Below are 23,109 nucleotides of genomic sequence, written 5' to 3' on the forward strand. Positions count from 1 at the left end.
TCAAGGCCGAGATCGCTTGGGCAGCGAAAACGAAAACGTCGCTCCGCAATCGGGTTCACCATGCGCCCAGACGCGACCATCGTGGCGCTCGACGATGCGCCGCACATTGGCCAGGCCGATGCCTGTGCCCTCGAATTCCTCCATTCGATGCAGACGTTGGAACACGCCGAACAACTTGTCGCTGTACTTCATGTTGAATCCGACACCGTTGTCGCGCACATGGAACACCCAGGCGTCGGGCTGATCTTCGGCGCTGATGGTGATGACGGCGGGCGTGCGCGTGCGCGTGTACTTGACCGCATTGGCCAATAGGTTGCGTAGTGCCAGCTGAAGGAATGCTGAGTCGGCCACCACCACGGGCAGCACACCGATCTGCCACTGCAGATCCCGGTCAATGATCTCGTCGCCCAAGTCGCGCACGACGCTGCTGACCAGGTCGTTCATCGCGACCGGTACACGGCGTAGCGCGGCGCGTCCCATTTGCGAGAACGTCAGCAAGTCGTCGACCAGCGTGCCGGCGAAGTGCGAGGCTTCGGTGATGTTGCTCAAGAAGCGCTGACCGCGCTCCGATAGCCGCTCGCCATCGAATTCCCGCAGCAGATCGGCATAGCCGACGATGTGCCGCAGCGGCGCTCGCAAGTCGTGTGATACCGAATACGAGAAGGCTTCGAGTTCACGGTTGGATCGAGTCAGCTCTTCGTTGAGCGCGGCCATCTCCTCGGCCCGGCGCAAGGCCACGGCCAGAATGGCGTGGCGCAGCTGATCGGCTGCATCGATCTCGCTGGCGCGCCAGCGCCGCGCGTAGCCGTGCAGCGTCTGTCGCCAACGGGCAAAGCTGCTGCGCGGCGTCAATGCAGCCTCGCCGTCCTGGCTATGACCGGTCTTGGTCGGGTCGCCAGCCCAGTCCACGGTGCGCACGATTTCGTGACGAAACCACAGCACGTAGTGTCGGTGCAGCTGCGAAATCGATATCGCCAGTACGCCAGCTGCCGGTGATAGCGACGCGGAGCCTCCCGGATAGTCAGCCTCCAGATGTTCGCTGCTGTAGCGGCCGCCGACGTCCTGGCGAGACAGCCAATCGACCAGATCGACAATCGCCGATTCGGTCGGTGCATCGCCGATCCGCACGCAGCGTCCGGATGAAACCACCGCCGCGCCGTCGGCACCGGCCAGCTGCAGCAGTTCGTTTGGCATCGCGGTCAATCCGTCGACGAGACTGTCGCGCTCGGCCATCGATGCCAGCAGCCGAACCAGCACCCGGCTCAAGTCGCGGCCGTGTTGTGCCTCTTCATTGTCCTGTTTGGCTTCGATCTGCAGCGACAGAATCTGTCCCAAGTGCTCGCAGGCCATCCGTATCGGCAACGCGACGTGCCGCGGCTGGGCGTGATGGCAGGCGATCAAGCCCCAGAGCCGGCCGCCCACGATGATCGAGATCGACATCGATGCCAGCGTGCCCATGTTGCGCATGTACTGTAGGTGCAGCGGCGATACGCTGCGTAGCGCCGCCAAGCTCAGGTCGGTCGCAGCGCCGGTCTGCGGGTGATGCGCGGGGATCAGCGGCACCGGCTGATAGTGGGCGTCTGCGATCAGTCGAATCGGGTTGAGCCGATACAGCTCGCGAGCCTGCCGTGGAATGTCGCTTTCCGGAAAATGCAGCCCGAGATACGAGTCGTAGTCGGGTTGTCGTGACTCGGCCAGCACGCAGCCGTGATCATCATCCTCGAAGCGATAGATCAGCACGCGTCCGAAGCCGGTCATAAGCCGGACTTCGTCGGCCGCCAGCATGCAGAGCGGTTCCAGTGCGTGGCAGCTGGGCAACTGCGCGACGAAGGAACGCACCTGCGGATAGATCGTATTGGTCCATCCCAGATCAACGCCCATGCCGGCATCCACCGGCTGAGGCTCCAGCTCCAGGATCAGCTGACCGCCGCGGCGATGTGCAACGACATCGCAGCGCTGCGAGCCAATCGCGGTGGCGCCCAAGTAGTGTGGTTGTTCCAGCGCGGCGGGTTCGCCGAGCTGGTGATGCAAGCCTGCCTGCAGCGCATCATCGATCAGTACCGATACTGGTTGCCCCAGCAGCGCTTCTGCCGCCAAGCCCGACCATTGCATTGCGTTGGCGCTGATCTGGATGATCTGCATGCCAGGGTCGGACAGCACCAGCAACAGGCCATGGGGCTGAATCGCGCCGGGAATATGAATCGGCTCGTGCTCGCAGCCGTTGGGCCCGATCGTCGGTGGCGCGACCGCGGCCGGCATCACGCGCACGCGACGTGATGCCGTGTGGCGATGAACCACGCCAGCAGTGATTCAAAGCAGCCGCGTGCTGCGGCAATCGCCTCGTCGTGTTCGGCGCCGAGCAGTGCATCGTCCATGTGGCGACGGAATTCGTGCCAGTTGCGTGCGGTGTCGGACCCGTATGAAGTGAAGTAACGGCTGGCGGATTGAGCTTGGCCGGACAGGTATCGTTGCAACTGCTTGGCGATGATCAGTCCGCCGAGTGTCGAGCCTTCCATTACATACATACAGCCCAGTCGCTCGGCGAGCGACTGCATGGGTGGCAGCCTCTGAATGCAAGGCAAGTCGTCGATGTCACCGGGCCCAAGGCCCAGCGTCAGCAGATCCTGGCGCAGCCAGTGACACCGGCGTCGTGCCTGCATCAGCGGGATCCACGACGCTGGCGCGCCGGACTCGAGTGCGGGCTCATAGACGCTGACGAAGCCGTGGAACGCTTGCAGTCGTTCTCGGTAGCGATCCAGCGTCAGCCCGTCGCGGGTCAGATCGAGTTCTTGCTCAAGCCGACGATGATCGGGCTCGGTCTCGTCCTTGAGCCTTGCAAAAAGAGCCATCCGGTCGGTGCCGATACGTGTCGTGTAGCAACCGATGATACGGACCCACCAGAGCCACTGAGCATTTGTCTAACACCGGCGCCGTTGCCTTTCGGGCCGTGGCGCCGGTCGACGGCCCCTTAGCGGCGACGATGCTCGCGTTCGTCTGGCGGCGGCATCTTGGCCAACTCAGTGGCGAGCTGCGTGCGCTGAGCCGGCGTCAGCAGGGCGTCGATCTGCGTGCGCAGTTCGGCCATCGCCGTGACCCGCTGCCGCGCCTGCGTCGATTCGGCATCGGCCAGCTGCGTGGTCAGCGCGCGGAACTCACTGCTGCCGGGTGTGGCCAGCGTGAACCGATGGTGCAGTTCTGCCAGCGCGTCGCGCTGCGTCTGCGACTGCTGGTGCGTGGCTTGCGCGAGCTGTTTGATCTGCGCGCGCTGCTCATCGCTCAGATCGAGCTCGCGCAGTTCACGCATCAGGGGCATGCCACGGCCGGGGCCGTGTTCGCGGCCGTCGCGACCGTGGTCGGGACCTGCGCTCGCCGCGCCGGACAGCGTCAGACCGAGTAGCAAGGATGTCGTAATCAGAGTGCGGCGCATGATGATCTCCAGGAAGAAGGGGGTGGGTGATGCGGGTCGTCTGCCCGAGTATTGGAGCCCGACGGCGCTTGGCGAAGCGTTGCGCGCGCGTAAAGATCGGTAAACGCATCCTGCCGTCCTTGCGATGCACCGTCACACCGGCAACAGTAGGCCCATGAACCGCGAACTCCTGCAGCCCGCAGCCCGCAACCGCAGCCGCATCTTGATCGTGGACGACGATCGCGAACTCTGCGGACTGCTGCAGGACTACCTGCGGCTCGAAGGCTTCGATGTCGATGCGGTCCACGACGGGCAAGCGGCGCTGGATCGCCTCGGCGATCCAGCGCGACGACCCGACCTGTTGATCCTCGATGTGATGATGCCCGGGCGCGACGGCCTGCAGACGCTGTCGGAGCTGCGCGCCCGCCACGGCTTGCCGGTGATCATGTTGTCGGCACGCGGGGAGCCAGTCGATCGCGTCGTCGGCTTGGAACTGGGTGCCGACGATTACTTGGCCAAGCCCTGTCTGCCCCGAGAGCTGCTGGCGCGAGTGCGTGCGCGGCTGCGACCGCCGTTGTCGTCCCAGCCGCAGGCCGTCCATGCCGGTCCGCTGCGTTTGTATCCGGCCGAGCGTCGCGCCTTGATCGACGACGCCGAGCTGGACCTGACCGGTGCCGAGTATTCGTTGTTGCTCGCACTGGCGCAGCGTGCGGGACAGATCGTCGACAAGGCACTGCTGACACGCGAGGCACTGGGACGCGAGATCGAACGCTTCGATCGCAGTGTCGACGTCCACTTGTCGCGCTTGCGCCGCAAGCTCGGCGAAGCCTCGACCCATGCCCCTAGGATCGAAGCGATTCGCGGCGCCGGCTATCAGCTGATCCTGCAGGGCTCGGGCGGTCCCGGCGCATGAGCCGGCTTTATCTGCGGCTGCTGCTGTGGTTCGTCGTCGCCAACATCGTGACCTTGCTGGTCAGCGTCTATCTGACGCAGCGTATTGCCCGCCATGCGATGGGGGACGACCCGGATTGGTCTGAGTATGCGCAGCAGGCCAACACGGCTTACATCGCAGGTGGTACGGCCGCGCTCGATCAATGGCTGCGCGCTCACGACCGCCGCGGCATCGAGATGACGCTGATGGAGGGCCGGCGCAATCTGTCGTCGCAGCGCCTGCCGATCGGCCGCTTGCTGCCGCAGATGCTGGAGTCGGAAAGCGTGGAGTTCCGGCCGCGTCCGGGGCTGCGCTTCATTGGTCAGCGTGCGATCGGCAGTGATGGCGTCCCACGTCACTTGGTCGTAGTTCGTCATCCGGGTACGCCGCCACGGCCCGAGTTGTTGCTGGTCGTGCAGATCGCGCTGTCGATCCTGGTCATTGCCGTCGTGGGCTGGTGGCTGGCGCTTTCGATCGCGCGACCGATCGCCGCCGTACGCGAGGCGGCGCGCCGCTTTGCCAACGGCGATCTGGCGGCGCGCGTGCCGGCCCATCACAGTGGATCGCGTGACGAAGTGGGTGATCTGGCACGCGACTTCGACCGAATGGCGGCCCGGATCGAAACGCTGGTGACGACCGAACGCGGCGTTCTGCAGGACGTGTCGCACGAACTGCGCTCGCCGCTGGCGCGACTGCATCTGCTGCTCGACATGGCGCGGCGTAGCGGAGGCGATCAAGCCGCCACCCACTTTGACCGTGCTGAGCACGAGATCGGCCGGCTCGACGAGTTGATCGGCCAAGCGCTGGCGTTGTCGCGGCTTGAGTCCGGCTTGCCGGGAGAGGAACGTCAGCCGGTCGAGCTGCTCGATCTCGTCCGAGAGCGCGTGGCCGATTGGCAACTGCAGGCGACGGAGCGCGGCGTGCGCCTTGATCTGCTGACGACGACATCGGTGGTGGTGCCGGGCAGTGCGATGCTGATCGGCCGCGCCGTCGATAATCTGCTGTCCAACGCAATCAAATTCAGCGATCGCGGCGGATGCATCTCGGTGGAGTGGACTGTTGATGCGGTGCAGACGACGCTGCGCGTACGCGATCAGGGCCCGGGCGTTCCCGAAGCGGACCTGCCGAGATTGTTCCGGCCGTTCTTTCGCGGTGGAAATGCCGCGCGTGCCGACGGCCACGGGCTGGGTCTGGCCATTGTGCAGCGTGTCGCGACCGCCCATGGTGGCCGCGTCGATGCCGTCAACATCCCGGGCGGCGGTCTGGAAGTGAGCCTGCAGTTGCCACGCTAGCGGTCAAATCGGCGATAGCGGGCGCGGCAGTACGAAGCGCAGCGCCGCTCCGCCGCCGCTACGGTTCTCGGCCCAGATGCAACCGCCATGCGCTTCGACGATGCCGCGTGTGATGTACAAACCCAGGCCGGTACCGCCGCGGGCTTCGCGCCCACCGGACCAGTAAGGGTCGAACAGCTTTTCGAAGTCCGTTTCTTTGATCCCGGGGCCGGTATCTTCGACGGCGACTTCGATATTGTCGGCGTGCATCATCAGCCGAACGGTGACTTGAGCGCCGGCATCGCAGAACTTGATCGCGTTGCCGATCAGATTGGCGAATACCTGCAGCAGTCGTTGGCGATCGCACTCCAGCGGCAGTGCTTCAGCCGGTAGCTCGCATCGCAATTCAATGCGTTTGTGTCGGGCTGCCGGCTGATGCGCCTGTATCGCTTCGGTGATCAGGCTGCGGGCTTCGTTCGCTTGCCGCTGAATGGACAGCTGGCCGGTGCGCAGCGTCGCCATGTCGAGCAGGTCGCTGATCATCCGCTGCATCCGGTCGACCGAGCGTTGCAGCATGCCGGCGATTTCCAGCGATTGCGGATCACTCCGCATCGTGCCGAGCTGCTGCAGCATCGACCCCGCCATCGCCACGACGTTGAGCGGGTCGCGAAGATCATGCGACACCACGGCCAGGACGTCATCGCGCACCTGCAGTGCCCGCGCCAGTTCCTGCTTGCGTCGATACAGTGCGAAGAACGTATCGGCCTTGTGCCGAAGGATATTCGGGTCGATCGGCTTGAACAGAAAGTCGACGGCGCCGGTTTCGTAACCGCGAAACACGCGTTGCGTTTCGCGCGACGCCGCCGTGACGAAGATGATCGGAACGTGGCGTGACCGCTCGGCGCCGCGCATCAACTCGGCCAGCTCGAATCCGTCCATGTCGGGCATGTGGACGTCGAGCAAGGCCAGCGCCACATCATGCTTGAGCAGTAGTTCCAGCGCCTCGAAGCCCGAGTGCGCACTCAAGACCTCGATGTCGTCGCTGCGCAGCAGCGCTTCCAGCGCGGTCAGATTCTCGTTGACGTCGTCGACGATCAGGCACTTGATCGGGCCGGTCGGGCGCATCAATGGCCTGCCGCCGGGCAAACGGTGACGCAACTCGTGAGGTGTTTGGTAACGATCATCGGCGTGCGGCTCTGGACCCGTTCGACCTCGATGATAGCGGTGACGCCAACGGCACCGCGCAAGCCGCCACTAGCAGTGGAACACGTAGTGACCGCGGCGGCGTACCCGGCTGAAGGCGGCGCAGACGTGGTGACGCATGAATGCCGGATCGCGCCGCAAAAATGCCGGGCGACCCGGTGCGCGCGGCACCGAGCCGGCTCGATGGCTGTCGCCCAAGGCCGGGTCCGTATCGTCGTAAACGCGGCTTGCGATCAGGCGCAGCGGTGCTCGGCGCGGACCCTCCGGCGCGGCATCGCGCGTGACCGCATGGGCGCCGTAGTCCGCGTCGTGATGGGTGATGTCCTTCATCGTCGGTGCAGCGCAACAAGTTTCATGCCGTCAATAACCGGCAGTAAATCGCCGACGAATCAGCACGATAGGCTTTGGCGTCCATTTGGCGCCGATTGGCATCGACGCAATTTGCCGGGCTCGCCGGTCGCCGGATTGCAGCTTGCAAAGCGTCGTCGTGACCACGGAGGTGTCCGCCCACTGTCCGCGGACAGTGGGCGGACGCCGTCGCCGGCGGCAGCGGACAGGCGATGTCGGCGGTCGGCAACGCGCGGCGTGTCGGCGGTCGTACCGATCGCCATCGACTCGGCGCGAATGGGGCGATCTTCGGCCGGGGTTTCACTCTTGCCGCACCGGCTGCATTGTGCATCCTGAGCCACCGTCAGCTGCGGGCGCACTTCGTGCCTGCGATGGGGCTTGCGGCCCGCGTGCGCGGTGCCGTGCCGAACCAACCGTTAGGGAGTAGCGATGCTCAGACGCGAATTTCTGAAGATGAGTGGCGCCGGTGCGGGTGCCTTGATGCTGCCGATCTACGGCCGCGCCGTGGCCGCCGACGTGCTGGCGACGACGATGGACGTCGCCACCAAAAAGAAGATGGCCACCGTGGCGCTGAATGCGGCCACCAAGAATGGCGCCAGCTATTGCGATGTGCGCATCGGCCGCTACCTGCGCCAGTTCGTCATCACCCGTGAAGACCGTGTCGAGAACGTGGTCAACACCGAGTCGATGGGTACTGGCATCCGCGTGATCGTCAACGGCACCTGGGGCTTTGCGGCCACCAGCGATTTCAGCGAAGACGGCATCGCCAAGGCGGCCGTGCAGGCCACGCAGATCGCCAAGGCCAATTCCAAGTTCCAGACCGAGCCGGTGCAATTGGCGCCGGTCAAGGGCGTCGGCGACGTCAGCTGGAAGACGCCGATCGTCAAGAATTCGATGGAAGTCCCGCTGAAGGAGAAAGTCGATCTGCTGATGTCGGTCAACGGCGCGGCGATGAAAGCCGGTGCCGACTACATCCGCTCGACGCTGTTCCTGGTCAACGAGCAGAAGTACTTCGCCAGCACCGACGGCTCGTACATCGATCAGGACGTGCATCGGATCTGGGCGCCGATGGAAGTCACCGTGATCGACAAGGCCACCGGCAAGTTCCGCACGCGCGAAGAACTCGGTGGGCCACGCGGCATGGGCTATGAGTATCTCGACACCCGCAGCAAGGGCATCGCGCTGCCGGGCGGCGCCGTGGTCTATGGCAGCGCCTACAACATGATCGACGACGCGGTCGCAGCCGCCAAGCAGGCGCGCAACAAGCTCAAGGCGCGCTCGGTCAAGCCGGGTCGCTACGACCTGGTGCTCGACCCGACGCATCTGTGGCTGACGATCCACGAATCGGTCGGCCATCCGCTGGAGCTGGATCGCGTGCTGGGCTACGAGGCCAACTACGCCGGTACCAGCTTTGCGACGATCGACAAGTGGCAGAGCAAGAACTTCAAGTACGGCAGCGACAAGGTCACGCTGTTCGCCGACAAGGTGCAGCCGACCACGCTCGGCGCGGTTGCCTACGACGACGAAGGCGTCAAGACCGGCCGCTGGGATCTGGTCAAGGACGGCGTGCTGGTCAACTACCAGGCGATCCGCGATCAGGCACATATCCTGGGCCTGAAGGAATCGCAGGGCTGCTGCTATGCCGATTCCTGGTCCAACGTGCAGTTCCAGCGCATGGCCAACGTGTCGCTGGCGGCCGGCAAGACGCCGCTGTCGGTGGCCGACATGATCAAGAACGTCGAGAACGGCATCTACATCATCGGCGACGGCTCGTTCTCGATCGACCAGCAGCGCTACAACGCGCAGTTCGGTGGCCAGCTGTTCTACGAGATCAAGAACGGCCAGATCACCGAGCAGATCGAAGACGTGGCCTACCAGATCCGCACGCCGGAATTCTGGAACGCCTGCAGCGCCGTCTGTGACGAGCGCGATTACCGCTTCGGCGGCAGCTTCTTCGACGGCAAGGGCCAGCCCAGCCAGGTATCGGCGGTGTCGCACGGCTCGTCGACGGCGCGCTTCGACGGCATCAATGTCATCAATACGGCTCGCAGCCTCGGCTAAGGAATCCCGCCCATGACGATTTACACCGAGCAGGACGCCAAGACCCTGCTGCAGAAAGTGATCAAGCTGTCGAAGGCCGACGAGTGCACGGCCACGATCGAAGGCTCGATCAACGGCAACATCCGCTTTGCCCGCAACAGCGTCAGCACCAGCGGCATCATCAGCAACGCCGAGCTGGCCGTGCAGGTCGCTTTCGGCAAGCGTGTCGGCATCGCCACGATCAACGAATTCGATGACGCCTCGCTGCTGCGCGTCGTGCAGCGTGCCGAAGAGTTGGCGCGGCTGGCACCGGAAAACCCGGAGTTCATGCCGGCCATCGCCAAGCAGACCTACAAGCCGACCGATACCTTCGTCGCCAGCACGGCGGCGATCACGCCCGACTATCGCGCACAAGTCGCTGCGGATTGCATCGCGCCGTGCAAGGCCAACAAGCTGGTCGCGGCCGGCTTTCTGTCCGACGCGCATCGCTTTTCCGCGATCGCCAACAGCAAGGGCAATTTCGGCTACCAGCAGTCGACGGCGGCGGACTTTACTTGCACCGTGCGTACCGACGACGGTCGCGGCTCGGGCTGGGTTGCGCGCAACGTCGCCGACATCCGGGACTTCAGCGCCAAGAGCGACATCCAGATCGCAATGGACAAGGCCTCACGTTCGGCCGAAGCCAAGGCGCTGGAGCCCGGCAAGTACACGGTGATCATGGAACCGGCGGCCAGTGCCGGCCTGATCTCGTTCATGATGTTCGGCTTCGATGCGCGGCGCGCCGACGAAGGCCGCAGCTTTCTGACCAAGAAGGGCGGCGGCAACAAAGTCGGCGAGAAAGTGTTCGACGAGCGCGTCACGCTGTACGCCGACCCGGCAGCGCCCGGCGCGGCCGTGATGCCGTGGGATGAAGACGGCCTGCCGCGCGAGCGCACCAGCATCGTCAACAAGGGCGTCGTCGACTACCTGGCGTATTCGCGCTACTGGGCCAAGAAGCAGGGCAAAAAGGCCGTTGGCCAGCCGGGCAACTTGATCATGGTCGGCGGCGACAAGTCGACGATGGATCTGGTCAAGAGCACCAAGAAGGGCGTGCTGGTCACGCGCACCTGGTACATCCGCATGGTCGATCCGCAGACCGTTCTACTGACCGGCCTGACGCGCGACGGCACGTTCTACATCGAGAACGGCGAGATCAAGTATCCGATTAAGAATTTCCGGTTCAACGAATCGCCGGTGATCATGCTCAACAACGTCGACGAGATCGGCAAGCCGGAGCGTGTCGCCGACGACGAGTCGCCGTTCGTGATGATGATCCCGCCGATGAAGATCCGCGAGTTCACGTTCACGTCGCTGTCGGACGCGGTCTAGGCACCGTCGATGCCGCGCATTGGTTCCGATCGGGCGTCGATGGCGCCCCGCCTGCGATGACCCGATCGGAGTTTCTGCGCGCGTCGCTGGCGGTAGCGGCAGGCTGGATGCTGCCGCTACCGCGCGCCGTCGCCGCCGGCCGCGCGGCCTACGATTTCTGGCTGACGCGGCTGATGTACGAGTCCGGCGACTGGGACGTCGACGCGCGGATGCCGTCGAACATCGCCGATGCGCTGCTGCAGTACACGACCTTGCGGGTCGACCCGGTCGAGCACGTGCTGCCGTTGTCGGACCGACGCATGCTGTCGGCGCCGTTCTGTTATCTGACGGGACACAAGCTGGTCGAGTTCAGCCCCGAGGAACGCGCCAATTTCAAAGCCTATGTCGACAACGGTGGCTTCGTACTGGTCGACGATTGCAACCACGACATCGACGGGCTGTTCGCGCGCTCCTTCGAAGCTGAAGTCGCCACGATGTTCGGCGCCGAGGCCTTGCAGAAGCTGCCGGCCGATCATCCGATCTATCGCGCGTTCTTCAACTTCGACAAGCCGCCCGCCACCGGCTTCGAGCTCAACGGCTGGGGCGATGATCTGGTGCATGACTACTTGAAGGGCGTCAGCGTCAACGGCCGTCTCGGCCTGCTGTACAGCAACAAAGACTATGGCTGCGAATGGGACTTCGACTGGCGCAACAAGCGCTTCCAGGGCGAAGACGTGACCCGCTTCGCCGTCAACATCGTCACTTACGCGCTCACCACCTGAGTCTGATGCCGTGAACCCTGCTGCTCTGAACGAAGCCGATGTCGCCGAACAGCTTGCCCGTCTGGGCGCCGTCAAAACGGCGATCGCGCAGACGATCGTCGGCCAAACCGAAACGGTCGAACAACTGCTGATCGGCTTGCTCGCCGGTGGGCACTGCTTGCTTGAAGGCGTGCCGGGCCTGGGCAAGACGCTGCTGGTGCGTACCTTGGGCGAGGCTTTGAAGCTTGGCTTTCGACGCGTGCAGTTCACGCCCGACCTGATGCCCAGCGATATCCTCGGTACCGAAATCCTCGAAGAAGACCACGGTACCGGCAAGCGCTACTTCAAGTTCCAGCAAGGGCCGGTGTTCACCAACCTGCTGCTGGCCGACGAGTTGAATCGCACACCGCCGAAGACACAGGCCGCGCTGCTCGAAGCGATGCAGGAGCACACCGTCAGCTATGCCGGCACAACGTATCCGCTGCCGGAGCCGTTCTTCGTGCTGGCGACGCAGAACCCGCTGGAGAACGCGGGTACCTATCCGCTGCCCGAAGCGCAGCTCGACCGCTTCCTGCTGCATGTGCGCGTCGATTACCCGAGCGAAGCCGAGGAGCGCGCGATCATCACGCAGACCACCGGCACCCGTGGCGCCAAGGTCGAGGCGGTGATGGACGCCGATCAAGTGCTGGCGCTGCAGCGGCTGACGCGCCAGGTCCACGTCGGCGACGACGTGCTCGGCTGGATCACGTCGCTGGTACGGGCCACGCGCCCGCAGACGAGCACCGTCGCCGAAGTGCGCGACTGGGTGCGCTGGGGCGCAGGGCCGCGTGCCGGGCAGTCGCTGGTGCTGGCGTCCAAAGCGCGTGCGCTGTTGCATGGTCGCTTTGCGGCGACGCGCGACGACGTGCAGGCGCTGGCGGCGCCGGTGCTGCGCCACCGGCTGCTGCTGTCGTTCGCGGCCGAGGCCGAGCGCCGCAGCACCGATGACGTCGTCGCCGCGCTGTTGCGTAGCCTGCCGTTCCCCGGCTGATTGCGAGGCGCGCCGATTCATAACGGTCCGAGCTGCGCATGACGCCGCTGATTCCAGCTGATCTGATCGCGCGCCTGGCGAGCGTGCGGCTGTCGGCGCGGCTGGCGACCGGCCATGGCATCGGCGCGCATAGCAGCCGCGCGCGCGGCGCAGGCCTGGAGTTCGCGCAGTATCGGGGCTACGAACCCGGCGATGAGCCGCGCCGCGTCGACTGGAAGCTCTACGCACGATCCGACCGCTTCTTCGTTCGCGAGGCCGAGCGCGACAGCCCGCTGACGGTCTGGGTGTTGATCGATGCAAGCGCATCGATGGCACAGTCCGATGCCGCCACGCCCGAGCGCAGCCGCATCAGCGTGGCGAGGACCATCGCCGCGTGTATCGCCGAGCTGGCGCTACGGCAGAACGATCGTATCGGCTTGATCGTGGCCGGCGGCGACGGATTGCAGGTGATCGATGCCGGCGGCGGTCGACGCCAGCGCGACCGGATCGACTTTGCACTGCGCCGGATCGAGCCGCGCGGCGTGTTTCCGGCAGCCGCCACGTTGCGTCCGGTCTGGGAAAAGATCGCGGCGCCGCAGCGCGTCGTGTTGCTGTCCGACGGCTTCGACGACGGTGTCCTGCAGCTTGCCGCGCAGCTGTCGGCAGCGAATCGTGATCTGGTCTATCTGCGGCTGCTGACTGTCGATGAGCGTGACTTCGCGATCGACGGCAGCCCCCGATTCTGCGATCCCGAGCAGCCGGCGCTGTCGCGTCGTGTCGATGCACAAGCCGCGCGTAGCGGCTTTCTGCAGCGCTTTGGCGCCGCCCGGCTGGAGTTGCGCCAGCGACTCGCTCGCGCTGGCGTGCCGCTGCACGAACACGTGCTCGACGAGCCAATCGATGCGTTGTTGAAGCGGGCGCTGGCGGTGTCGGCATGATCGGCCTGCTGGCGCCGCTGGGGCTCGCTGCGCTGGCGGCGATGCTGGTGCCGCTGGTGATTCATTTGTTGCGCCGGCCCGAAGACCGCGTGCTGCCGTTTGCGGCCTGGCGCTATTTGCTCGAGCCGGCGCGCCCGCGCGAACGCTTGCGTCTGCGCCACTGGCTGCTGCTGGTATTGCGGCTGTTGCTGATCGCCGTTATTGCATTGCTGTTGTCGCAGCTGGTCTGGTATCGCGATGCCGAGCCGACGCCGGCCATGACCGTGGCTTGGCCCGGCGCGGCAGCCGATGCCGCGACGCCCTCGCTCGATCCTCGCGAGCCGGCCAGCGCGCTGCGACAGATCGACGCCGAGCTGTCACCGGGAACGGCGCTGACGGTTCAGGTGCCTGAAGTGCTCGACGGTCTGGATGCCGAGCGGCTGCGGCTGAGCCGCGATGTCAGCTGGCAGATCCAAGCCGGTGGCGGCGCTGCCGCACCCGCCGCAGCGCTGCGCGTCGCCGTGCGCAGCGACGACGAGGCACAGCGCGCCACGGCGCAAGCGGTCATCGACGCCTGGCGCAGTGCGGGTCGCGCCATCGTTGTCGACGTCGCGGACCTTAGCGCGCCGATCGCATCCGATAACGATCTGCTGTTCCAACTCGGTGGCGAGCTCGATGCAGCCAAACTCGGCTGGCTGCGACGCAGCGGCCGCGCCCTAGTCGCTGTACCGGACGATGCGACCGGTACGGCACTGAGCGCCGATGCCGCCGACGCTGTGCAGCGGCTCGGTTCGGGCCGCTGGTGGCGCTGGCCGGGGACGTTCGACGCGTCGCGTGATGCGGCGCTGCGCGATGCCACATTGCCGTCGCGGCTTGGCGCTGTGTTGTTGCCGGATCTCGCATTGCCGGCCTACGCCGCCAGTGTGGCGCCGCTGAATGGCGCGCGCGCCGGCCGCGCACCCGGTGATCCGCTCGATCCCTTTCTGCTGCTGATCGCTGCCGCGCTGTTCGCTGCCGAACGCGCGCTGGCGGCTGGCCTGTCACGCCGATGAGTTCCGCACCGCTGCAAGCCGAACTGAATCGCGCGCTGCGCCGTGTGCGTTGGCGCGTCGTCGCCAGCTGGCTGCGGCAGTGGCTGCCGCTGCTGATCGCCAGCACGCTGATGGCGTGGCGACTGCATCACGTGATTGCGATCGTGTGGCTTGCCGCCGGCGCGCTGACGCTGCTGGCTGGCTGCGTTTGGCGCTTGCGGCACTACGACCGGCGCTGGCTGACGCGGCGCTTGAACGCGTTGCGGCCCGATCTCGACGACAGCGCCGAGCTGGTCTGGGATGCCGACGACGACCCCGACGACGGCCCGACGCTGCGTCGCTTGCAGGCGCACCGCGTTGTGCAGCGGCTTAGCTCGCAGCCGCTGCCGTCGCTGGCGCCACCGTGGCCGCGTCGGCGGCTGCTGATGGCAACCAGCATCGCGCTGCTGCTGACCGCGCTGTCGCTGAGCCTGCCGTATTGGTCTGCGCTGTGGTCAGCGTGCGAACGCACGTCGTCGTCATCGGCGGCCGCAATCGCGACGGTGGGCGGCATCGACGCGCGGATCACCGTGCAACCACCGGCTTATACCGGGCTTGACCCGCGTCGCGAGCGCACACTCGATTTGCGCGTACCCGAACGCAGCCAAGTGCAATGGAGCCTCGCGTTTGCGCGCGAGCCGGCATCGGCGGCGCTGGTGTTCGACGACGGCGGCCGTGTCCCGCTGACGCGCAGCGGTGGCCGTTGGAACGCAACGCGAACCGTCGAAGCGGCGATGCTGTACCGGATCGAGGCCCCCGGAGCGGACACCGACGACCTGAGTTATCGGCTCGACGTGATCGTCGATCGCGCGCCCGATATCACCGTGCGCGCGCCGGAGCGGACACTGAGCGTGATCGACGCGGCGCAGCCGCAGTGGCAGCTGAGCTTCGAGGCGCGTGACGACTACGGTTTGGGCGATGCGGAGCTGTCGATCGCACTCGCGCAGGGATCGGGCGAGAGCATCGAAGTGACGCAGCGCAACGAGGCGATCATGGGCGACGGCAACGCGCGCGAGCGCCGCTACCAGCGCACGCTCGACCTCGCCGCGCTTGGCTTTGCCCAAGGCGATGACTTGATCGTGCGGCTCAGCGTCAGCGACCGTCGCGAGCCCGAGCCCAACCGCGCGCGCAGCGCCAGCTTCATCCTGCGCTGGCCGCCAGAGCCGAGCAGCGACAGCGCCGGCATGGACGGCTTGGTCAAGAAGACGATGCCGGCTTACTTTCGCAGTCAACGGCAGATCATCATCGACACCGAGGCGCTGATCGCCGCGCGCGGGCAACTCGACGCCGACGAGTTTGAACAACGCGCCAGCGCGATCGGCGTCGATCAGCGCTTGCTACGGCTGCGCTACGGCCAGTTCCTTGGCGAAGAAGCCGAAGGGGATGAGCCCGCGGCACCGGGCGACAGCGAGCACCACGATGAGGATGCTGCGCCCGATGAGCCACCACCCGGCTCCAGTGATGCAGTGCTGCACGAATTCGGCCACACGCACGACATCGAAGAAGCGGCGACGCTGCTCGACGATGCAACGCGGACGCTGCTGCGCGCCGCGCTCGGCGAGATGTGGAGTGCCGAAGGGCAGTTGCGCACCGCGCAACCGGAAGCCGCGCTGCCGCATGAGTTGCGCGCGCTCGACGCGATCAAGCAGGTGCAGCAATCGACGCGAATCTATCTGGCGCGCGTCGGCCAGGACTTGCCGCCGGTGGACGAGACGCGGCGTCTGACGGGCGAGCGCGCGGGCTTGGTCGACCCGCCGCCGCCATCGCCGCTTGCGACGAGCCTGTCGGAGCCCGCGCGCGCCTGGCAGGCGCTGCAGCAGGGCGCGACGCCCGACATCGACGCGATCAAGGCCTGGGTTCGCGACCACGCTAACGCGGTGCCCGACCGGCTGACGCTGCTGCGCGACGTCGAGCGCGTCGGCCGCGATCCCCGCTGCCGCGATTGCCGTGACGCGCTGGCCGCGCAGCTGTGGCCGCTGCTGCCGCCCGCCGGCACCGCGCTGCAGCCGCGCGCGGCGCCGGACGCGCGCGCGGCCACGTATCTGCAAGCGCTGCCGGCTGCCGCATCCGCGCCGTTGCCGGGGGCCGCGCGATGAGCAGCCTGATCAGCGCCATCACGATGCCCGCTATGACGCCGCTGACGATCGCGGCGCTGGCCTTGGTTGCCGTTGCATCGCTGTACGCGATGCTACGCACGGCGATGCAGCGCACGCACAGCGGCGCGAGCCGCGCGCTGTCGGCGGCGTTGCAGTTGGGCGCTGCGCTGGCCTTCGCGCTGATGCTGGCGCCGCCGCTGAGCACGCTGCGGATGGATGCGATCACCGTGCTGACGCCCGGCGCCAGCGACGCACAGCTCGACGCGCTGCCGCGCACGCAGTCGCTGATCGTGCTGCCGGGCAGCGAGCGGGTGGGCTTGCCGTCTGGCGCCGAGTACGCGCCGGACCTGGCCACGGCGCTGCGCCGGCATCGCAGCGCACAGCGCATCGACGTGGTCGGCGCCGGCCTGCCGCCGCGCGATCTCGACGCCACGCGCGGGCGCTCGCTGCATTTCGACGCCGCACCGCCGTTCGGCATCACGGCCTTGGACGCCGCACCGCGGGCGCGCGCCGGCACGCAATGGAGGCTGCGTGGCCGTGTCGCGCCGGGCGTCCGCCAGGTGCTGCTGCGCGATCCGGCGGGGCAGATCGTCGACCGTGCCACACCGGCGGCTGATGGCGGCTTTGTCGTGTCGACCGCCGCCCGCGCGCCCGGACTGGCGACGTTCATGCTGCAGGCGGCCGATTCCGAGCAGACCGTCGTCGATCGCGTCAGCGTGGCGGTGGTGATCGAGTCGGGCGCCGCATTAACGCTGCGTATCCGTGCGGCCGGCCCCGATCCGGATCAGAAGTACTGGCGGCGCTGGGCGCGCGATGCCGGCGCAACGGTCGGTGCAACGGTCGGCTTGTCGGATCAGATCGCGCTGCGCGACGGCGACGCCGCGCTCGACGCGGCCACGCTGGCCGGCACCGACCTGCTGCTGCTCGACGAGCGTAGCTGGGCGCAGCTGAGCAGCGACGAGCAGGCCAGCGTGCTGACCGCAGTCGAGCAGGGCATGGGCCTGCTGCTGCGCGTGACCGGCGCGGTCGACGACGGGGTCGCCGCGCAATGGCGCGCGCTGGGCCTGCCGCTGGAGCCGCAGCCGCAGCTGCGCAGCGTGGCGCTCGACCAGACGCTCGGCTTGCGCGAGCCGCTGCCGCTGACTGCAGCGCCGGCGTCACTGGCTGACGGTGCGTCGGCGTGGCTGCGTAGCGATGCGGGGGAGACGCTGGCCGCGTGGACCGCGCGCGGCGCCGGTCGCATCGGCGCCTGGCTGCTGATCGACAGCTACCGGCTGGGCTTGCAAGGCGAGGGCGGGCATTACGCGGCGCTGTGGTCCGATGCCGTTGCCACGCTGGCGCGGCCACAAGTCCAGCCGACGCCGCCGCCGCTGCCGATGCGGGCCTGGGTCGATGAGCGCAGCCAGCTGTGCGATCTGCCCGAGGACGCGCTGCTGCTTGACCCGCAGCGTCAGCCGCTGCCGCTGCTGATCGTCCAGGGCTGCGCCGCGCTGTGGCCGGCGCAGCCGGGTTGGTATGCGTTGAAGCTTGGCGGCCGCGACTGGCCGTTTCCTGTGCTGGCCGCCGACGACGGGCGTGGCCTGCGCGCCGCGCGCGATGCAGAAGCGACGCGCGCTCTGGCGGCAGGCGAGGGCGACCCGGGTCCCAGCGCGGGCGCCGACGCGCCGGCCGAGGCGCCGATCAAGCTGCCGCTGCCGCGATGGCCGTTTGCAGCGACCTGGCTGTTGCTGACGGCGCTGCTGTGGTGGCGCGAGCGGCGCGACCTGCAGGCCGGCTGATCGCCGGCCGCTGCGGCCCCGGCCGCGCGGCGATCAGACCGGCACGTGCCGCTTCAAGAAGGCCAGCTGATCGGCGATCGCGCGCTCGAACGCAGCGCCCAGATAGATATCGAAGTGCCCGATCGGATAGCGAGCCACTTCGCCGCGCGGCGCTTTGGCTGCATAACGCAGCGTCGGCCCGGCCGGGGCCACCGAGTCCTGGTCGCAGACTGCGAACAGGATCGGGCAGCGCACCCGCGCCGCATCGCGGCCCGGCGCCATCCGCGGAATCCGCAGGCCGATCCGCGCCGGCACCTCCGACGGATGGTGCATGCCCTTGGGCACCAGCGCGTAATAGCCGGGCAGCGCATCGGCTGCGTTCATCAAGGCCGTACCGCCCGGTGCCGCGGCCAGCGGCACCAGCACCGGCGGCTTGCCGAGCAGCGCCGCCGCCGCGTCGCGCAGGGCCAGCACCGACAGCCGCAAGCTCGCCGGCACGCCCAGCGTCATCGCCGACGCGATGCCGTCAGTAAACGGGCACTGCGAGATCGCCGCGGCGACGCGCGGGTCGCGCGCGGCAACGGTGATCACATGCCCGCCGCCGAACGAGCTGCCGAAGATCGCGACCCGGTCAGCATCCACGCCCGGCAGCGCGCGCACATAGGCCAGCGCCGCCGCCCAGTCGGCCAGCTGACGGTCCGGGTCGAGCAGCTGGCGCGGTTCGCCGCCGCTGTTGCCGAAGTGGCGGTAGTCGAACACCAGCACCACGTAGCCGGCTGCCGCGAAGCGCTCGGCGTAGGCGTCCAGGCCCATTTCCTTGACCGCGCCCAGGCCGTGACCGAGCACGACGGCCGGCCGCGGCGCACCGCCGGCCGAGCCGGCCGGTGTGTACAGCCAGGCCTCGCACTCGTCCGACCCCGAAACAAACCGCACCGTGGTTCGCTGCTCGCTCACTGTCGTTCCCCTCGAAACTGTTTTTGGAATTGTGCCGGCGCCGGGCTTTAACCCCGCCGCCCGTTCGACTATCATGCGCGCCCCACGCCAGTGGGACCGGTTCGGTGATGTAGCTCAGACGGTTAGAGCGCGGCACTCATAATGCTGAGGTCGGTGGTTCGATTCCACTCATCACCACCAATTCGATTCTGTCGACGTTTCCCAGATAGTCCTGTGAGGTTTCTCGACGTTTCAGGACCTATTCGCGGCCTTCGCCGCGGTTCTGGTGACGTTCCCGGTGGTTCCGGCCCGGACGATCAGGGCCCGAAACCTTGGGATACCGCTGTAGCTCTAAATCGAGCTACAAGCCATGGCGCGAAACAAGGCGGGCAACAAGGCGCACGGCAGCATCGATCAGCGCGGATCGAATGGCCTCTTCCGCGTCCGGATCACCATTAGCGGCAAGCTCCATTCAACATCATTTTCCACGCAGACCGCGGCGGCCGACGGGCTGCAGGCCGTTCGTGCGGACCATGGCCGATTCGACCCGCCCTCATGAGTCGGACTACGGCTCAAGCCGCTTTGTTCACCTCTGACCACGGCCGGATCTCAGCCAGTACACCCGCTAGCTGATCCTTCGCCATCTCCCGCTCGTAGTCAGACTGCAGCGTGATCCAAAACCCTTCAGACGTTCCGAAGAACTTTGCCAGCCGCAGGCCGGTATCCGCCGTGATCGCGCGCGCGCCTGCGACGATCTCGCCGATGCGCCGCTGTGGCACCCCGATTTCCTTCGCCAGCCGATACTGCGTGATGCCCATCGGCTTCAGAAATTCCTCCAGCAGAATTTCGCCGGGCTTTGGATAAGAGACTTGGCGCATGGCGGTTCTCAGTGATAGTCCACGATCTCGACGGCATCCGGTCCGGTGTCGGTCCAAACGAAGCACACCCGCCACTGATCGTTGATACGAATGCTGTGTTGCCCTTTGCGATTGCCCTTCAAGGCATCCAATCGGTTCGCGGGCGGAATTCTCAAGTCATCGAGCCGCGTGGCCGCGTTGAGCATGGCCAGCTTGCGCATGGCGACGACCTCGACGTTGACGAGGCGCCGGACGCGCTTACCGCCAAACAGCTTCTCGGTGTCCGAGCAGCGGAAAGACTTGATCATGTAAAACAGTATCGTCTCTCGTTACTAACGGCAAGCGTTAGCACGTGCCTGTCTGTACCCAGAATGCACCGTGGTGAAACGGCTGTGACCCGTCAACAAGCGGTACAAATCTGGTGCGCTCGAGCGGAGCAAGCACCACAAGTAGTTGACGAATTAAGACTAAAAACGCCTGGTAACTCGCCCGCATAACGCTGAGGTCGGTGGTTCGATTCCACTCATCACCACCACTATTTCCGCCAACCATGCGTGGCGGCAGTTCGTGGTGAACGGCATGTCGAAGCTGCCGCGCCCGACCGATCATCGGCAACCCGTAGGGCCCAAAAGAAACAGCCGCTGACTCAGCGGCTCTTGGTGTTGTGCGGCCGTCATCTTGTGGGATCGCCGTCAACGCGGCCGCTGGTCGCCTCGCAGGTCGCGGAGCGGCCTCGATTGCCGGCGACCATCGCTGTCGTGATGGTCGCCGAGTCGAAGAACCGCCGGGCCCGAGAACACCCACGGTGCCCGTGATGGTGACAATCCGGCAGGCCGCATGGCGGTGCCTATGGACGGGCGCGGATCTTCTACGCAGGCCTACCGCGGTGTCCGATCGGCGCGCAGCGGCTCGTTGTTACACACCATAGCGGCCGATCGCGTTGGCATCGACTGCGCGGTGCCGATGGTGGGTCCGTAGTGGGCCCGCAGAGTCTGCAGCCCTTGGCGCGCGCAGCCGGCGATGTCGGGATCGCTGGACGCGGCGGCGTCGTTGAGCAACTGCATCGTGTCGTCGTCGGTGGAGTCGTTCATCGCGGACCGTCCGTGGGTGTCTCTTGCAGCGTGAGCGGAATTCGCAGTCTCGGATCGCCTGGCCCATACGTCGGTACGCCAGCGCACCATCGCGCCGGGCCGTGGTGCCGCCTGCTTCAAGGCATCCCGTACCCGGGCAGCAGCCGGTCGAACTCTTTCCTGACAACGGCGTAGCACTCGCAGGAGAGGCGTTCGAGTCCCGCGCGGTCGAGCACCGAGATGCAGCCGTCTTGATAGCGGATCAAACCGGCGTCGGTCAGTTTGCCGACGGCATCGGTGGTGCCGGCACGGCGGACGCCGAGCATGTTGGCGATCAGCCCGTCGGTCATCATCATTTGGGTGACCGGCAATCGATCCAGGCTCAGCAGCAGCCAGCGGCTGAGCTGCTGCTCGACGCTGTGATGCAGATTGCAGGCGGCGGTCTGCGTGATCTGCGCCATCAGCGCCTGTGCGTAGCGCAGCAGCAGCGCCTGCATCGCGCCGCCACGCTTGAACTCATCGTTCAAGGTCTCTAGCGGCATTCGCAATGCAGTGCCTTTGCACTGCACGATCGCGCGGCTGATCGTCGAGCCGGCGCCCATCAGCTGCGAAATGCCGATGACGCCTTCGTTGCCGACGATCGCGATCTCGGCCGAATCACCGTCTTCCATCACGCTGAGCAGCGATACGATGCAATCGACAGGGAAGTAGGCGTATTTCAGATCGACCCCCGTCTCGTAGACGATGTCCGACAACGTCATGTCGACTCGTTCCATCGATGCCGACAGACGTCGATAGTCGGCATCCGGCAGATGGGACAGCAAGTAGTTGTGAGGCAAATGCGGGGTGCTCATCCGTGGGTATCCTGATGGTGGCGATGCCGACTTGCGCAGCACCGTGAATACGGTGTGAGCGCGACGTCGCACCACATGACTACGCTATTGGCGACTGCGGCGTCGGTGCGCTGCGCCGCTTGCTGCAGGCCGCTAGCGTCGGCCGTTGTTCGGACGGAGCCAGGGCGTTCAGTCGCCGCGCCGGTCGGCGTTGCGCTGTACCCAGGTTTCCAGCAGCACGCAGGTCACGCTCAGCACCACCGGCCCCAGGATCAGCCCCGACGGGCCGAACAGCATCAGCCCGCCGACCAGCGAGATGAAGGCGAGCACCGTGTGCAAATGCAGCCGCCGTCCGACCAGCAGCGGACGCAGCAGATTGTCGACGGTACCGACGACCAGCATCCCCCACAACGCCAAGATTGCGGCCTTGCCGAGTTGGTCGTCGACGATCAGGAATGCCACGGCCGGCAGCCACACGACAAAGGCGCCAAGCACCGGCACGATGGCCAGCAAGCCCATGACCACGCCCCACAGCAGCGGCGCCGGCAAGCCCAGCCACCAAAACATCAGGCCGCCGAGCAGGCCTTGCGCCGCTGAAACCGCTAGCGTGCCGTAGACCGTCGCGTGGATCGTGTCATCGACGCGGTCGAACAGGCGGGTCATTTCGACACCGCTCAACGGCGCGAGCCGTCGCAGCGACAGCAGCACTTGTCGCCGGTCCCTCAGGAAAAAGAACAGCAGATAGAACGTCAGGCAGAAGCCGATGAGCTGAAGGGCTGAGCTACGGACCAACGGCCCTGCCGATGCGCCGATCCACGTGGTCAGCGCGCGGCTGGCTCCAGGCAGATCGACGTGCTGCTGAATCCGCGCAGCCAGCGCCATCAGCCTGGGCTGGCCTTCGATGGAACGCTGCCATTGACCTGAGTCGATGCGCGCTTCGATCAGCGCCGCGCCGCGCGCAAACTGGGTAATCAGATTCTGTGTGACGAACGTAACCGGCACCACGACGATGATGGCGATCAATGCCACAGCGAGCAGCGCTGCAACGCCCGGCCCGCCGAGTCTTCGTTCCAGTCGTGCTTGCAGCGGTGCGAATAGCACCGCCAGTGCCAGCGCCAATGCCAGCGGCGCCAGGAACGGCGCTGTCATCGCGTAGCACAGCGCGACGCCAATGGCGGTCATCAGCATCAGCACCACCCCCTGCGCTGGACGTCGGTCGGGGTGATCGGATGCATTCGACGCGGCCGACTCCGCGCGCCA

22 protein-coding genes and 1 tRNA gene are annotated in these 23,109 nt (G+C 66.4%); 12 read left to right on the forward strand and 11 right to left on the reverse strand.

Going from position 1 to position 23,109, the window contains the following annotated elements; all coding sequences use genetic code 11:
- From BUB09_RS10130 to BUB09_RS10140, 3 genes are all read right to left on the reverse strand, one after another.
- Entirely contained in the window at nucleotides 1-2,259 is a 2,259-nt protein-coding gene (locus BUB09_RS10130) for an ATP-binding protein (protein WP_072897501.1), read from the reverse strand.
- Nucleotides 2,259-2,849, reverse strand: a complete 591-nt coding sequence (locus BUB09_RS10135) for a biliverdin-producing heme oxygenase (protein WP_072897226.1) — start codon at nucleotides 2,847-2,849, stop codon at nucleotides 2,259-2,261. Before BUB09_RS10135 ends, BUB09_RS10130 begins: the two co-directional genes overlap by 1 nt.
- A gap of 119 nt (nucleotides 2,850-2,968) precedes the next feature.
- On the reverse strand, nucleotides 2,969-3,427 hold the full coding sequence (locus tag BUB09_RS10140) for a Spy/CpxP family protein refolding chaperone (RefSeq protein ID WP_072897228.1): 459 nt from the start codon (nucleotides 3,425-3,427) through the stop codon (nucleotides 2,969-2,971).
- Nucleotides 3,428-3,581: 154 nt separating this feature from the next.
- On the opposite strand from BUB09_RS10140, the gene BUB09_RS10145 reads away from it, so the two are divergent.
- Nucleotides 3,582-4,319, forward strand: a complete 738-nt coding sequence (locus BUB09_RS10145; protein WP_072897230.1) for a response regulator transcription factor — start codon at nucleotides 3,582-3,584, stop codon at nucleotides 4,317-4,319.
- Entirely contained in the window at nucleotides 4,316-5,629 is a 1,314-nt protein-coding gene (locus tag BUB09_RS10150; RefSeq protein WP_072897232.1) for a sensor histidine kinase, read from the forward strand. The genes BUB09_RS10145 and BUB09_RS10150 overlap by 4 nt, the downstream gene beginning before the upstream one ends.
- 3 nt (nucleotides 5,630-5,632) lie before the next feature.
- Here the strand turns inward: BUB09_RS10150 and BUB09_RS10155 are convergent, their stop codons facing one another.
- Nucleotides 5,633-6,733, reverse strand: a complete 1,101-nt coding sequence (locus BUB09_RS10155; protein ID WP_072897234.1) for a hybrid sensor histidine kinase/response regulator — start codon at nucleotides 6,731-6,733, stop codon at nucleotides 5,633-5,635.
- Nucleotides 6,734-6,862: 129 nt separating this feature from the next.
- Entirely contained in the window at nucleotides 6,863-7,141 is a 279-nt protein-coding gene (locus BUB09_RS10160) for a hypothetical protein (RefSeq protein WP_072897236.1), read from the reverse strand.
- 447 nt (nucleotides 7,142-7,588) lie between these two features.
- Between BUB09_RS10160 and BUB09_RS10165 the strand changes: the two genes are divergently transcribed.
- From BUB09_RS10165 to BUB09_RS17000, 8 genes are all read left to right on the forward strand, one after another.
- Nucleotides 7,589-9,220: a TldD/PmbA family protein gene (locus tag BUB09_RS10165; RefSeq protein ID WP_072897247.1), complete on the forward strand. Its 1,632-nt coding sequence runs from the start codon at nucleotides 7,589-7,591 to the stop codon at nucleotides 9,218-9,220.
- A 12-nt stretch (nucleotides 9,221-9,232) separates the two neighbouring features.
- A complete protein-coding gene (locus tag BUB09_RS10170; protein WP_072897249.1) occupies nucleotides 9,233-10,567 on the forward strand; it encodes a TldD/PmbA family protein in 1,335 nt (444 codons plus the stop codon).
- Between the two features lie 107 nt (nucleotides 10,568-10,674).
- Complete coding sequence (locus BUB09_RS10175) at nucleotides 10,675-11,328, forward strand: DUF4159 domain-containing protein (RefSeq protein WP_217650289.1); 654 nt, start codon at nucleotides 10,675-10,677, stop codon at nucleotides 11,326-11,328.
- Nucleotides 11,329-11,353: 25 nt separating this feature from the next.
- Nucleotides 11,354-12,337 carry an AAA family ATPase gene (locus BUB09_RS10180; protein WP_175550173.1) on the forward strand — a complete coding sequence of 328 codons (984 nt, stop codon included), beginning with the start codon at nucleotides 11,354-11,356 and terminating at the stop codon, nucleotides 12,335-12,337.
- 38 nt (nucleotides 12,338-12,375) lie between these two features.
- Complete coding sequence (locus BUB09_RS10185) at nucleotides 12,376-13,254, forward strand: DUF58 domain-containing protein (RefSeq protein WP_072897255.1); 879 nt, start codon at nucleotides 12,376-12,378, stop codon at nucleotides 13,252-13,254.
- Nucleotides 13,251-14,285 carry a BatA domain-containing protein gene (locus BUB09_RS10190; protein WP_072897257.1) on the forward strand — a complete coding sequence of 345 codons (1,035 nt, stop codon included), beginning with the start codon at nucleotides 13,251-13,253 and terminating at the stop codon, nucleotides 14,283-14,285. Before BUB09_RS10185 ends, BUB09_RS10190 begins: the two co-directional genes overlap by 4 nt.
- Nucleotides 14,282-16,399, forward strand: coding sequence for a DUF4175 family protein (locus tag BUB09_RS10195; protein WP_072897258.1), 2,118 nt, complete (start codon nucleotides 14,282-14,284; stop codon nucleotides 16,397-16,399). The genes BUB09_RS10190 and BUB09_RS10195 overlap by 4 nt, the downstream gene beginning before the upstream one ends.
- A complete protein-coding gene (locus BUB09_RS17000; protein WP_139250234.1) occupies nucleotides 16,396-18,177 on the forward strand; it encodes a hypothetical protein in 1,782 nt (593 codons plus the stop codon). Before BUB09_RS10195 ends, BUB09_RS17000 begins: the two co-directional genes overlap by 4 nt.
- 33 nt (nucleotides 18,178-18,210) lie before the next feature.
- Here the strand turns inward: BUB09_RS17000 and BUB09_RS10200 are convergent, their stop codons facing one another.
- The gene (locus BUB09_RS10200) at nucleotides 18,211-19,110 is read right to left on the reverse strand and encodes an alpha/beta hydrolase (protein ID WP_072897260.1); all 900 of its coding nucleotides are present in this window, start codon (nucleotides 19,108-19,110) and stop codon (nucleotides 18,211-18,213) included.
- Nucleotides 19,111-19,213: 103 nt separating this feature from the next.
- Here BUB09_RS10200 and BUB09_RS10205 point away from each other — a divergent pair.
- Together BUB09_RS10205 and BUB09_RS10210 are read left to right on the forward strand one after the other, a co-directional pair.
- Nucleotides 19,214-19,290 (forward strand) — tRNA-Met (locus BUB09_RS10205).
- A gap of 169 nt (nucleotides 19,291-19,459) precedes the next feature.
- A complete protein-coding gene (locus tag BUB09_RS10210; protein WP_072897262.1) occupies nucleotides 19,460-19,648 on the forward strand; it encodes a hypothetical protein in 189 nt (62 codons plus the stop codon).
- A gap of 13 nt (nucleotides 19,649-19,661) precedes the next feature.
- Here the strand turns inward: BUB09_RS10210 and BUB09_RS10215 are convergent, their stop codons facing one another.
- The 5 genes from BUB09_RS10215 to BUB09_RS10235 all read right to left on the reverse strand — a co-directional run bounded on the left by BUB09_RS10215 (nucleotide 19,662) and on the right by BUB09_RS10235 (nucleotide 23,037).
- Nucleotides 19,662-19,967 carry a HigA family addiction module antitoxin gene (locus BUB09_RS10215; protein ID WP_072897264.1) on the reverse strand — a complete coding sequence of 102 codons (306 nt, stop codon included), beginning with the start codon at nucleotides 19,965-19,967 and terminating at the stop codon, nucleotides 19,662-19,664.
- Nucleotides 19,968-19,975: 8 nt separating this feature from the next.
- Nucleotides 19,976-20,254 carry a type II toxin-antitoxin system RelE/ParE family toxin gene (locus tag BUB09_RS10220; RefSeq protein WP_072897266.1) on the reverse strand — a complete coding sequence of 93 codons (279 nt, stop codon included), beginning with the start codon at nucleotides 20,252-20,254 and terminating at the stop codon, nucleotides 19,976-19,978.
- A gap of 570 nt (nucleotides 20,255-20,824) precedes the next feature.
- Complete coding sequence (locus BUB09_RS10225) at nucleotides 20,825-21,037, reverse strand: hypothetical protein (RefSeq protein ID WP_072897268.1); 213 nt, start codon at nucleotides 21,035-21,037, stop codon at nucleotides 20,825-20,827.
- Nucleotides 21,038-21,153: 116 nt separating this feature from the next.
- Nucleotides 21,154-21,870: a Crp/Fnr family transcriptional regulator gene (locus BUB09_RS10230; RefSeq protein ID WP_072897270.1), complete on the reverse strand. Its 717-nt coding sequence runs from the start codon at nucleotides 21,868-21,870 to the stop codon at nucleotides 21,154-21,156.
- Nucleotides 21,871-22,038: 168 nt separating this feature from the next.
- Nucleotides 22,039-23,037 (reverse strand): AI-2E family transporter, encoded by a 999-nt coding sequence (locus BUB09_RS10235; protein WP_175550165.1) that lies wholly within the window; start codon nucleotides 23,035-23,037, stop codon nucleotides 22,039-22,041.
- Between the last annotated feature and the right edge of the window lie 72 nt (nucleotides 23,038-23,109).

Origin of the sequence: Hydrocarboniphaga daqingensis (assembly GCF_900129825.1) — a bacterium.
In the GTDB taxonomy this organism is placed as follows: domain Bacteria; phylum Pseudomonadota; class Gammaproteobacteria; order Nevskiales; family Nevskiaceae; genus Hydrocarboniphaga; species Hydrocarboniphaga daqingensis.